The organism is Daejeonella sp., from assembly GCF_030684675.1.
Taxonomy (GTDB): domain Bacteria; phylum Bacteroidota; class Bacteroidia; order Sphingobacteriales; family Sphingobacteriaceae; genus Daejeonella.
Window position 1 is genome coordinate 35,826 of record NZ_JAUXXZ010000074.1, and the last position, 13,397, is coordinate 49,222.

Annotated in this window: 11 protein-coding genes; all 11 read right to left on the bottom strand. The window is 41.3% G+C overall.

Features of this window, described 5'->3' with window-relative positions; translation table 11 throughout:
- Positions 1–14: 14 nt before the first annotated feature.
- A complete protein-coding gene (locus Q8M41_RS15470; RefSeq protein ID WP_305366195.1) occupies positions 15–2,465 on the bottom strand; it encodes a TonB-dependent receptor domain-containing protein in 2,451 nt (816 codons plus the stop codon).
- Between the two features lie 641 nt (positions 2,466–3,106).
- Complete coding sequence (locus Q8M41_RS15475) at positions 3,107–4,459, bottom strand: HAMP domain-containing sensor histidine kinase (protein ID WP_305366196.1); 1,353 nt, start codon at positions 4,457–4,459, stop codon at positions 3,107–3,109.
- On the bottom strand, positions 4,459–5,133 hold the full coding sequence (locus tag Q8M41_RS15480) for a response regulator transcription factor (RefSeq protein WP_305366197.1): 675 nt from the start codon (positions 5,131–5,133) through the stop codon (positions 4,459–4,461). The genes Q8M41_RS15475 and Q8M41_RS15480 overlap by 1 nt, the downstream gene beginning before the upstream one ends.
- A 1-nt stretch (position 5,134) precedes the next feature.
- Positions 5,135–5,986: a hypothetical protein gene (locus tag Q8M41_RS15485; protein ID WP_305366198.1), complete on the bottom strand. Its 852-nt coding sequence runs from the start codon at positions 5,984–5,986 to the stop codon at positions 5,135–5,137.
- An 18-nt stretch (positions 5,987–6,004) separates the two neighbouring features.
- Positions 6,005–6,445: a hypothetical protein gene (locus Q8M41_RS15490; RefSeq protein WP_305366199.1), complete on the bottom strand. Its 441-nt coding sequence runs from the start codon at positions 6,443–6,445 to the stop codon at positions 6,005–6,007.
- A gap of 81 nt (positions 6,446–6,526) precedes the next feature.
- On the bottom strand, positions 6,527–6,868 hold the full coding sequence (locus Q8M41_RS15495) for a hypothetical protein (RefSeq protein WP_305366200.1): 342 nt from the start codon (positions 6,866–6,868) through the stop codon (positions 6,527–6,529).
- Positions 6,869–6,958: 90 nt separating this feature from the next.
- Entirely contained in the window at positions 6,959–8,911 is a 1,953-nt protein-coding gene (locus Q8M41_RS15500) for a c-type cytochrome (RefSeq protein WP_305366201.1), read from the bottom strand.
- 7 nt (positions 8,912–8,918) lie between these two features.
- A complete protein-coding gene (locus tag Q8M41_RS15505) occupies positions 8,919–10,367 on the bottom strand; it encodes a DUF1080 domain-containing protein (protein WP_305366202.1) in 1,449 nt (482 codons plus the stop codon).
- 164 nt (positions 10,368–10,531) lie between these two features.
- Positions 10,532–11,113, bottom strand: coding sequence for a DUF1801 domain-containing protein (locus Q8M41_RS15510; protein ID WP_305366203.1), 582 nt, complete (start codon positions 11,111–11,113; stop codon positions 10,532–10,534).
- Positions 11,114–11,146: 33 nt separating this feature from the next.
- Positions 11,147–12,082 carry a YihY/virulence factor BrkB family protein gene (locus tag Q8M41_RS15515; RefSeq protein WP_305366204.1) on the bottom strand — a complete coding sequence of 312 codons (936 nt, stop codon included), beginning with the start codon at positions 12,080–12,082 and terminating at the stop codon, positions 11,147–11,149.
- A 150-nt stretch (positions 12,083–12,232) separates the two neighbouring features.
- Positions 12,233–13,397 (bottom strand): glycerophosphodiester phosphodiesterase (locus Q8M41_RS15520; protein ID WP_370870523.1); only part of this gene is annotated, 1,165 nt, incomplete at its 5' end.

Below are 13,397 nucleotides of genomic sequence, written 5' to 3' on the forward strand. Positions count from 1 at the left end.
CAATCAACATTAAACTAATTCTTAATTCGTCTTTGCTCATCTTCCAGTCCGGTTGAGCGGCGGCGTTCGGGTTTAATTTCAGTCTTCCCGAAACGATAGCTCAGACTTAAACGGCCAACCCGGGTTTCATTTTTCTGCTCCAGGTTGTAGTTAAGTCCGGTATAAGCACTGGTTATTGTTTGGCGGCGGGTATCAAATACATCGCTTAGCGCAAATTTTATGTTTACCCGCTTGTTAAGTAAAGTTTTACTGATACCCAGATCAATACCATATTGTGAACTTATTTTCAAAGTCCCATACTCAATCGGGGATCTGTAATCAGCCATAAGCTCAGCACTTAAGGTCTTGCTGATACTGAATTTATGCTGGGAGTTAACTTGAAATGCTACTTTTCCGCTGTTCAGATCCTGCCCTCGGAGGTCGGAAGAACGAAATCCCAGATAATATGCAAGCACATTATTACTGCTGCTCCACCATTTGCTTAAAGTGAGCGGGGCATTCAGGTTTAACCCATAATTGATCTGTTTATCCAGATTCTCATTGGTCTGGAATAATGCCTTTTTTGCAGTATCAGGAAGCAAAACCTCGGTAATAACATCCCTGGTTAGGCTATAATTTAATGATAGATTATAGGTCTTTTTATAGTTGTAAGATACTTCATAATTATTGGTGTACTGCGGATTCAGGAATGGATTTCCCTGGTTATAGGTGTACTGATCCAGAAAATAAATGAATGGGTTTAGGGCATCATAGCTCGGGCGGTCGATACGGCGACTGTATGAGAAGGACATATCAAGATTTTTTGATAAGGTCTGATTGATAAAAAGGCTTGGAAAAACATCCAGATAGCTACGTTCAACCAGTTTGGAAGTAGTGATGGAATTTCCCTTCGAATTTGTTTGCTCTGCCCTCAATCCAAACTGAACACTTGTTTTCTTAAACTGCTTGTTCAGATTTGTATAGGCAGCATTTACATTTTCATCATATACAAACTGATTGCTTCTTCGGCTATCATTTTCCCAATTGCTGCTTTTCAGTTCCTCAAACCTGAAATCATTGTCGGTTTTAACAATACTGCTCTTTATGCCGGCTTCAAATTTCATGGTCTTATTCAAAGGCAGGGTATAATCTGCTTTAAGTGCCTTAATATTGATCAGCGAGGGGGTACTGTTCCTGATTAAAGAAGGGGCTTTATTAGGTCCATTATAATTCACAAAACGGTTATCATAAAGAGTTCTGTTATCGCCATTAAAACGTGAATAGTCAAGGTCAACCGAAAGCTCCATTCCCGAAGTATCCAGGACAGATTTATAATTCAAATTATAAGCCATATTACTGTACTTATTTTTTTCATTGTTGATAGCAATCACCGACGAATCGGCCTGGCTGAATGATCGCCCAATAGCAGTTATATTATTGTTCAAATCTGAACCTGAATTGCTGTAACCATTCAATAGAAATCCCAGTGTATTATTCTTATTCAGAAAAAAGTCAAGCCCTGCTTTAAAATTATTGCTATCGCTCTTCCTTAATGAATTTACCTGCTGCCCGAAATAGGTCATCACATTTGAATTTGAAACCTCCCTGTTGATGCTCATATCCTGACCCCGATCAACACTTGAGAAATTATAGTTTCCAAAAAGATTAATATCCTTGTTTCTGTGATTCAATGAAAGTCCGGCATTTGAACGATAATTATCCCCATAGCCAGTACCCGCTGTAAGGGTACCGTTTGTACCGACATTATTGCTCTTTTTGGTTTTAATATTGATAATCCCTGAATTTCCGGCTGCATCATATTTGGCTGAAGGGTTGGTGATGAGTTCGATGGTTTCGATCTGTGAACTGGGCATACTTTTCAGCAGGTTCGCTACATCTGCATTACTCATATAGGTCTGCTTGCCATCAATCATAACCAAAACACCCTGTTTGCCCTGCATGGCTATGTTATCATTCTGGTCGACGGTAACCCCCGGGGCCCTCTGAAGTACCTCCAGTGCTGTTGAACCTGCTGATACACTGCTGTTTTCAACATTTACAACCAGCCTGTCCATTTTCCACTCTACAAATGGCTTAATGGCTCTCACAGTTACTTCTCCAAGCATTTTACTATCCTTTGCTACGATAATCTCAGGGAAATTCATAACAGGATTAGCCTGATTGATACTGAATGATTTAGTACTTATTTTCTTAAATCCTATCATGCTGGCGGTCAGAAAATAGTCTCCTGTGGGTAAATCAGAAAGTAAAAACTTTCCTTCCAGATCGCTTACAGCTGTACGTACGAGTGAAGAATCAAGGCTTTTCAAAAGGCTGATAGTCGCAAAGTCAAGGGGCTTTTTTTCTTCATCCAATACAGTTCCGCTAATTTTTGATCCCGAAATTTTGCTTTGGGCAAAGCCGGATCCTGCAGCGCAAAGGAAAAAAAGTACAGTAAGTAAAGAAGCAAAGTATAGTTTATTCATTTCTATTTTTAAAATTTCGCACAAAAGACTCCTGAGAATCTTTTCGATGATTCTTGCTACAAAACAGGAAATCTGATTGCTGGTATTGGTTTAAATGTATTTGTTAATAAGACGGCAGGGAAAAGAATAGGTTACAGTAAAAATGTGAAAAAGGGATTTTCGCATATCGGGGGGCTTTGGCTTATTGGGTTGGCAAAGGGAATATATTCTTATAATTACTGATAATCTTACACACCACCCCCTTTAATTCCCCCGCCGGCGGGGGACACTACCGCTAATGCACAGCGCTAGAGGATAATCTGTTTATAGTTTATTTTAGATGCCACGCCGTCCTCCACAGGAGGGGCTGTGATTTGCCCGGTGAGGTGGCATGGGGAGGTGGCGGGTCAAGCCCGCCATGACAACGCATTGGTGGTTTAATAAGGAATACGGCGCGGAGGCCGGAATCTGACTCAATAAATACTGATTTGTCATCCTGGCGGATGCAAGGACCTCAATTATAAAATTGATTGTCCCCTTTCTAAGCTCAATAATCTATTTTCAGTTCTTATTACTAAGTTCCTTCTCCTACTGCAGGCTGGGATAACATCCTACTCCAAATGAAATAAAAAGATATAGATTTTGTTTACTTTTCGCAATTCTCAACTCTCCATTCTCAACTCTCCACTACCCACCAGTTCCTCCGGAAAAGCAATCGTAAAGGTCGTTCCCTTAGAAATCTCAGAAATGATTCCAATTTTTATCTGATGATAATCAGCAATACTTTTTACAATCGATAGTCCGAGGCCATAACCGGCAGATTCCTCCGACTGATTTGCTTTCTTGAAACGGTTGAAAATGGTCCCAAGTTCATCTTCGGAAATACCGATACCGGTATCAGTGATATTAATCCCATAAGAACCATCGGGATTTAACTGATCCCAGATGCGGATACTTCCATTGCTCTTATTGTACCTGATCGCATTGTTCACCAGATTGTAAACCAACTGGAATAACAGATCGCGGTTAATATTAACGAGCAGGAGATGGTCTGAAAGTTTTGTCTCCAGACTGATCTCCTTTTCACTAAGTCTGTGATTGATCTCATCCAGGACATCATCAAACAATTCGGCCACAGTTACCGATTCCTTTTTGCTGAACTGTTCATTTTCAATTCTCGAGATCAGGAGCAGTGAATGTACAATGCGTTTGAGCCGGTTCAGGGTTCTTTGCATTCCGATCAAGCGTAACTGCACCAGTTCTGTTACTTCCTGCTCCACCATCAGGTTTTCAATTTTGTTCTGAAGTATGCCTATCGGAGTCATTAGCTCGTGCGATGCATTTGCCGTAAATTCCCTTTCCTTCTCAAAAGCTTCATGAATCTGCTGCATCAGACTGATCAGGGAAGTATCCAGGTATTGAAAATCAGTGGTTGAGGTTTTAACCGGGATTGAATTCTCATTAAATGGGAATTTCCTGTTCCTGATTTTAGTATTGATGATTTCACCCAATGGGCGAAGAAGGTAGCGGGTATAAAACAGATCTACAACCAGAGTGATCAGAATCAGTGCGAGAAGCACATAAGTTGCAATCCGCTGCAAGGGCCGGTTATACTGATCAATCGTATCAATGGTCTTGCCGACTTCCATCAGGTAAGTGCCGCTGTCAGCCGGAAAAGAATGGGTTAAGACCCTGTAATTCAGGGTATCCTGCTCAATGATCCGCTCATCAGTATAAATTGTATCCATTTTAAAACCTTTGGCGACGGGTTCGAGCGATATATATTCTTCTTTCAGCATGGTATAACTACCATAGCTTTCTTCGCCCTGCAGATAGGACTCAACCCCATTTTTAGATACCACATCAAGAACCTTTTCTTGCTGCTGCCTGAGGTAATAATCGGTATAGGTTCTGGCAATTCCTCCAATCAGATAGGGTAGGGTAAGTACGAAAAGCAATACGATGGCAAGCTTCGACAGCGTAATAAATAGGGTAAGCTTGCTGATTAATTTCACTACTTCCTGATTTTATAACCTACACCCCTAACCGTTTCGAGCCATTCAACCGGTCCAAAAGCACTCAGTTTTTTGCGGATATTCTTGATATGGACATCAATGTAATTAGAATCGTAATCATCATCTGCAAAGGTGCCCCAGATATGTTCACTTAGCTGCATCCTGGTAAGTACCCTGTTTTTATGCAGGAGCAGGTAGCTGAGCAGGTCAAATTCCTTTCTGGTCAGATCGATCTCCTTTCCTGAATGGCTGACTATCCTCTTCTGAAGATCGATTTTAAATTCGCCCAGATCAAGTTCATGGGTGTTGACATTAAACTTTCTCCGGGATATTGCCTGCATTCTGGATTGTAATTCGAGAAGGGAAAATGGTTTCGGGAGGTAATCATCGGCACCCAGATCCAGACCAACAATGCGGTCTTCGATATTTCCCCTGGCTGTAAGAATGATGTATGCCGCATCAGGATTTAATTTTTTTGCTTCCTGTAAAACCTTTAGTCCGTCAAGATCGGGTAGTCCAAGATCCAGCAAAACAAAGTCATAGGGATTCACTCCAAGCATCTCCAGGCCCTTGCGTGCAGTATGGGCAAGGTCACAGATATAAAATGCCTTTTTAAGGAACGCTTCAACTTCATAAGCCAGCGTCTTTTCGTCTTCGATCAGGAGTACTTTCAAATCAGAATTGGTAGTAGAGACTTAAATTAAAAAATGAACGTGCTTTTTGTTTCGACTCCGAAACATTCTTGCCTAAAGCTGAAATCTGCCAGCCGGTCTCAATCAGATAATTACTCCGGTTATAGCCCAGCAAAAAATTCATATTGTATGAAATCATATCGAAGCTGCTCGCATCCCGGGTAATTCTATAGCTTAACTCCCGGCTTGTTGGATAGGGATCAATTGGCATCGGATTAAGCGGTCTGTCGCGCCTCACAATATATTCCTCAAGGTAATGAAGCGTGCCTCCTACCACTTCTACACCCGGCTCAAAGGAAATAAAATCATTTTTACTGAATAAACTTCCGAGATTTAATGCTTTAGAAGCACTGAACGACATGAATAAATCACGCTGGGTACCAAAGGCATAATAGGTATTCAAACCTGTTTTAAAAATATTCAGGTCGTAAGCCAAAGAAGCACTCAATGTATTTTCATTTGCAGCGCCCAAAAGAGGAGAGTTTTGAGCAAATATGGAACGGCTGTATCCAACCGCAGCATTGAAATTTTTTGAGATATCGGCTTCAAATCCGGCAGAAAGATCCAGCTCAGATATGGCCGAACCACCTGCATTGATTAATTTATACGAGCCAGCTGAAAAATAAAAACCACTCTTTAAGCGTAAAGATGCATTGGTAAGAACGTAGGGCAATTTTTGTTCTGCGGTTTGTCCGTAATAATTGGCATTATTACCATAAATGCCGGCAAGGGTAAGGGTAGTCCGCTTAGCATCTTCTTGCGTAGAATCACGCTGGGCAAACGTATTTTCGGCAAAAAGTAATGCAGCTACCAATAAAATGATCCAACTCTTCATATCAAATAAATAGAACCTTTAATAATGAATACCTCCAAATCCTTTCTTCGGTATCCTCATCGGTGGTCTTCTTATTGGTATACGGTCGGTAACTGCCTTGGGCTTTAATTTTGGTATGGAACGGGGTACTTGCTTGATCCCTGATTTCTGACGAATCCTTTGATTTTCAGCATTTATCTCCTCTATTCGCCTGATATCCTCCGGTCTGTTTTCTCCGGGTCCGTTATCACCCGATCTATTTCCACCTTGCCTGGTATCTGCAGCCGGACGATCCTGTTCTTTTTTTTCGCCTCCTCTTCTTATTGGAATCGAATCCTGAAAAATAACGGGAACGGCTTCTATAGATAATATTCTGACTGGTTTACCATCAATTTCCTTCTCCACAGCATATAGATTAGCCGGTAGAATGCCAAAAGTGGCAAACAGGAAAATTGTAAGATAAACAGCTATTAATTTCATTCCGTGTAAAAATAACGAAAGTTTGCCTCAAAAAGAGGCAAACAATCACTCAAAATAAAGGCAATATATATGATGGAAGCCTTAAAAACTCCGAACTCCTGTATTAGTTCGGATATTTGGCTGGCTGATTTTCGTTCCTGCACCAGTTCTTGTACCAATTCCTGTTCTTGTTCTAACCCCCGTTCCTGATGTACCACCGGCATCGATTCCGGTGCCCCTGCCTCCGGGATTACAATCACCTCCCTGCCTGCGCTTTTTACCCTTTACTCCTTCTGCAGGCCTTTGCCCTGTTCTTTGACCCTCAGTACCCATTGTTTGAGTTCCGGTTCCTCTTCCCCCGCCTCTGCGCATACCTCCACCTGTTTGCGAATACGCAGTAAAGGATAATAGAAATACGATAAAAAATAAAATATAAGTTTTCATGTCTTCCAATTTTAAGCATGATTTTAAATAATACTTAAAGATTGGAAGACTAGATGAAGACTAGATGAATTTTTCGAATTAATTTAAATTCTATCTCAGTGAGTTAATATAGGCTGCTATTTTCAAACCATCCTCCTTTTTTACCTGTGGCATCGGAGGCATCGGTGTTGGGTACTCCGGCCAGTTCTCTGGCTGTGGATTATGAATAAGCTGAAGAATCTTTTCAGCATTGTATTTACGCTTAGCAATATCCTTAAAGGAAGGTCCAACCAGTTTTCTATCGGGATTATGGCATGATAAACAGGTATAGGAAGCCATCATTGCCTTAACATCATTAAACGTGGGCACCTTTTCGCCTTGTGCAAGCTTTGCAGCTGATGTTGCATTAGAAACCGCCGATTTTTGAGGAACAACGCTGCTTTGTTGAGTCCTTTCGGGGATTAAAGCTGAATTTTTTGTACTTAATTCAGAAATTGACAATTTTAGCCCTTCCGGAATGTTATTCAGGGTATAGTAAGCTGTCGGATGTACAAGTGAATAATAATTATCCTTTTCACGTACTCCATCGAGCTTAATTGTATGAATATAAAACCTGCGAAGATTGTCCACCACAATTCTTGCTTTCAATCCGTCTGCAGAAAGTTTCACTCCTTTAATATTCAGGGTTTGAGTGTTTACCGGCGGACTTCCATAAACCGGATGATATTTATAGATATAACTTTCTACTGAGTAGGAGGCCAGATCTTTGGCTGAAACAGGATCAACCGGCTGGGTAAATTCGATCTCAAATCCATCAGGCATAGCCCTTACCGCTTTCATTTCAAAGGGCATTTTATTATTCCATACCAGTCTTTCCAAACCTTCATTTGCTTCGCCGGCGGAACCCCAGCCCCGGTTTGTTTCACCAATAAACAAAGAACCATCCCTTGCCCATGACATCCGCATTACCCCGGATCTGAAACCGGTTTTAAATACAAATGATGCGCCCTGATATTCGCCGTTCACCTTTTCCATAAACACTCTAGAGAGCATGCTCATTCCCTGATCGCCAACCAAAATCTGACCTTCAAAAGGTCCGAAATGCCCTTTAGGAATAGTTATTGGCTCGGAAGTTGAAATTCCCAGAATCCCGTAAGGCAGCCATACAGCAGGTAAACGCAGTTCAGAAAACTCCTTTTTCATATCGAAAAGAGTCTTAAAACTCTCATTGACAACATTTTCAGGCTTTATATAGCGGCCCTTGTCATTCTTCGTTTTACGGGGATCAATCTTTGAATTGAACTGTGCTTCTGTCAACTTAACCGGTGATTCAGGTCTGCCGGTCCAGGCTAAACCTGCCGGATGTCCCATAAAATCACCCTTTCCCATTTTCCATAAAGCACCAGATCCCATCCAATCACCCTGATTATCTGTATAAAAGAGTTCCATGTTCAAAAACCCAAGTCCTGCAGGTGAGCGCATTCCGGTAGCCCATGGCTGCATTTTACCATCTTCAGTTATGCGCATTGCCCAGCCTCTCCATGGCACCCGGCTTTCGCCTCTCCACCATTCCTCACTCCCAAATGCTACGTTGCCTGTGACAAAAAATGAACCATCGGGAGCAATCTTCGGACCGAAACTATATTCATGATAATGACCGGATAGCGGCCAGGAATAAACGGTTTCATACACATCAGCTTTGCCATCCAGATTGGTATCCAGCAATTTAGTCAGTTCGCCCCTTTGGGCACAATATAATGCACCATCTTTATAAGCCAGGCCCAGAACCTCATGCATACCGGAAGCAAATTTTCTAAAATATGGTCTGCTGCTTGTCGGATTCTCAACAATGAAAATATCTCCACGGCGGGTTGAAATACCCAGATCACCATTTGGCAGGCTAACGAGTCCGCCAACCTCCAAAATAATCCCTTCTGGGGTAGCAACCTTCATAATTTTAAAGAAATCTTCCTCCTTAGGAGTTTCCTGTGCATGAGCTGAAATACTGCAGCCAAGCATAGAAATGAAGAGAATTGAATGATATATATATTTTAGATGTCTCATGTCGGGATCAGAATAAAATTGAATAGCTTAAACTCTTAACTGCTGAAATGATTAATTCCTTTCGGCCATTTTGGTCACGGATCAGGGCTTTTGCCCCAGCAGTTTCATCCAGACGCAGGAAGTAGGACTGATCATCTACCAGATAAAGGCCTTCTGATACTTCAGTAATATTTGCTGCTTCAGCCAGGCGGAAATACAGACCAGCAGGATTGTCTGAAAGACTAATCTGCCTGGTGATTCCCTGTCCCTTTTCGAGCAATTTAACCCCATCATTCACTGTAATACCATAAGTAATGTACTTGAATGTTGGCCTGCCATCTGCATCAAGCACATAGCCCTTGGGACGATATCCTGTTCCAATGGTATCGCTAATCCATGCAGACTGCCCGTTTGAAAGTTTTGATAGTGTTTGTGCGGGTTTACCGAAGCGCTGCACCATACCCAATGGTCTTGAAGATCCGTCGCCACGATCATGCCACATTGGTGTGGCATTCAGAAATCCGCCTCTCCAGACCTGAATGATTGCCGCATTATCCATATCGTAGGTATAATGAACTTTCTCAGGACTTCCAACAGAAACGGCATGAACCACTCTGGGAGATCCCGGCAGGTCCATAAAACTTCTTAAAATATAATTCTCTGAAGGATCGATAAGGATCGGGTCTACAGAATTTCCATTTGCCTGGACTGCCTCAGCCGGTCTTCCATTATCAAATCTGCTGACCTTAATATTGCGAAATGCTACTGCACCATGATCGCCCTGAATACGCAATGGGCCGGATGCCGTCTCGCCATCCCCGATTGCTCCGCGTGTTGGGCCTGATAATTCCACATGATCATGAATGAGCACTCCATTCAGCTCAACCTTCAGCATCACTGCATTGGCTGTCTTTTTTCCATTTGAATCAAAACGCGGTGCCTGAAAAGAAATCTTTAGTTTCTGCCAAATGCCTGGTGCACGACTTGCATTTTGTCTCGGTGCATAACCCATATAACCTTTTTGTCCATTGGGTTTTGATTCATCCCAGCGCTCATAGATCCCTCCATTACTACCTGATCTGATTGCAGTTGCACCCCAGGTATCAATCAATTGAATCTCATACCTGCCCTGAAGGTAAATGCCTGAATTTGATTCTGAAGCCATCAGATACTCCAGCTCCAGATCTATATCTCCGTAATCTGCAAGGCTGTATAAATCTTCCCCTTTTTGCTGATGATCCGGGAGATTAATTAGAACCCCGGTTCCTTTTGTAAAGTAAAGCGTATTTACTTTATTCAGATCTGCCTGAACACTACCTACAATCTGCCAGGTTTTGGAAGATTTTTTAAAGAATGTCAGATCATTCAGACCTGGCTGAATTACTGACTGTCCGTGAAGCATTTTTGAAAAACCAATACAGAGGATTATTCCCAGAGTTTTAAACAATGCTGATGAATATTTGAATGTGAAAATCATTTTATAATTCTATTTAACCGCGAAAGATAATAATGAAATATTAAAATGGGATTATAGCGGTTAATTTTTTTCTTAGAGGACGCTATGTAGTAAAAGCAAAATCATTAAGAGTATCAACAATTTAAACGGCTAAATACGATGCTGAACCATTGAAATGGCTAAAATCAGGGTTTGAAAGATAAGTTTACGGCCAACAGCGCCTCCCTTAATTTGGGTAGGGAAGACGGACCCATTCCGTGAAATTTTAAAATTTCTGCTTCGCGATATTCAGAAAGCTGTTTCAGAGTTTTTATCCCATTACTCTCCAATGCTCTTTTAGCAGGTGCTCCGAGGGAATCGGGAAATCCATCAATGCTTGTAGAGATCTTCTTTGTCTTCGTCTTTACTTTCTCAAGATTTTCCTGCAGCCTGAATTGTACAATCCTGCTGATCAGATCAAAGGGGATTTCTTTGTCCATTGGAAACTGAATTGAGCCCTTTCCGCTTTCATAAACCGAGAGTTCCTGTTTAAAGACTGATATTCCAGATGGTGCCGGATAAAATCCAATATGATTTTTAAATGCCCCAAAATGAACCAGGTTGCCATTCAGAACAAATGTTGGGAGCTGATATTTTATCGCCTCCATCGCCTCAGGTGCTGCCTTCTTTATTACCATCCTGACCTTTTGCAAAAGCTCCTGAACCTTTGGGGGATGAAGGGAAATATATTCGTCAATAGTTTCGGGTTTATGGGCAGAAGTAATCATGGTAATTCGTAATTGATAATTCGTAATTTCTAATTAATTATCTTTTATCTCGAGTAATTCAACTGAAAAGGCCTCCTTTACCGTGCGGATGGGTTTTCCCTGAGCATCACTCAATATCTTGACAAAACATGCTCCGTAGTATAAGATAATAGAGGAGTAAAATACAAAGAGCAGGATAAGAACCATTGAACCGGATGCACCGTAGATGATCCCGATATTACTTTGGACTAGCAGATAACCCAAAATCCATTTACCAAGATTAAAAAGGATTGCGGTAAAAAGTGCTCCGCCAAAGGCAATATTCCACCTGGGTCTTCCAATCGTAAGAAATCTGAACAATACTGTAAACCAAATACTTACAACTATCACAAAAATCAGGTCATTGATAAGATAGTAAAAAAATCTTTTGCCGACGCCCAGGATTCCTCCAAGATAATTTCCCAAAATCACCTGTGATCCTTCCATAAACAATGCGGCCAAAAACAAAAAGCCGGCAAGAAAAATGATAATAAGTGAACGCATACGATACCGGATACTAAAAAGAATGCCCGACTTAGGCCGTTTACGAATATCCCAGATCTGTTCCAGAGAATTCTTAATCACATCAAAAAGTGTGGTAGCAACAAACATCAAAAATATAAAGCCAAACACCGTGACATACCAGCTTTGATTCAAACCGCTAACAGCCTCCAAAACTCCCTCTACCTGGCGCGCACTGCTTCTGCCCAGAATATGGCCCAGTCTGCTGATCAGTTCTGAACTTAGTTCACCCGGATCAACCCAGAACCTGAAAAATTGTGTAAAAATGATGAGTATGGGTGGCAGAGCAAAAGTGGTAAAGAAGGCTGTTGCCGCAGCCATACGAAGTGGATCATTCAATCTGAGAAGGCTGATTGAACTTTTCATCTGGGAGAATAGTGCCGATACCTTTTCAGGTAAACTCTGATCTTTTTGAATTTTCTTTGCCAAGCTGTAAAAGTACGGAAAAGACTTACGAAATCACTCGACTTGCGAAATCACCTTGGCGAGCGGAAAGTCGATTTCGTCAGTCGCATGTAAACTATGGAGACTGACGAATTTATCTTGCTTGACGCCTATGTAAATTCGTAAGTCTCAATACTACTTCCCAACCATCTTCAACAGCAACTCAGGCTCATTGGTCGTAATAAAATCGATTTTCTGATCCAGAAACCATTGCAGCAGTTTTGGGTCATTTACTGTCCAGGTATTGATTGTTAATCCTTTAGCATTAGCTTGTTCAATCCATTCCGGATTTTTTTGAAAAATACTTTGGTTATAATCGAGACCCCATAATTTATCGGCGGCAAGCAAATCCGGTGCTTTATCTCCATTCAGGTACGCCACTCTTGCATGTGGATCGAGGCGCATCAGCTCCAGACAAATGTTATAATCAAAGCTGATATAATCAATCCATGCCTCAGCCTTCATTGATCTGACCATTTCATAAACCTTACCTGCACTTTGAATGGCACGTTCCTTATTAATTGTTGGCTTTAATTCGAGTATGAGTTTGGTTGAATTTTGTTTCATACCTTCTGCAAGGTACTCTTCCAAACCGGGCATATTTTCTCCATTCGAAAGCTTTAACTGCTTCAATTCAGCAAAGCTCGTATTATGAATAATTTTCCCTTTAAAAGAGGGATCATGGTTAACAATCAGACCCGAATCTAATGTCATATGCACATCAAACTCTGATCCCTGACAACCCAAACGAACTGCATGCTGCAATGCGGAGATTGAATTTTCGGATGCCCCTGTATTTTTCCAGGCTCCTCGGTGAGCAATGACCCTGTTTCTATGAAAATCGTCTTTCACTAATCTGAATGTTTCCTGAACAGGGCCCGAAACCGATTGTGCCTCAATTGTTAGGTCATACCATTTTGTGCCAGTCTCAATGTATTTTTTACGGATTGAAAGTTTATTCCCCTTTAGCGTAAATCGTTTGGCATTCTCGCCTTTAAGTTTGGATTTAGACTCAGGTCCCTTCAAACTGACTGTCCCGATCGTATTATCTATACTTGAAAATGTATGATTACTTAAATAAACAGAGGGCTTATCCTGAGCTGATAACTTGCTGTACATCGCAGTCATTAGTAAAATTGAAAAGCAGAGGTTTTTGATCATGGGTGAGTATTGAGTATTGAGTATTGAGTATTGAGTATTGAGTATTGAGTATTGAGTATTGAGTATTGAGTATTGAGTATTGAGTATTGAGTATTGAGTATTGAGTATTGAGTATTGAGTATTGAGTATTGAGTATTGA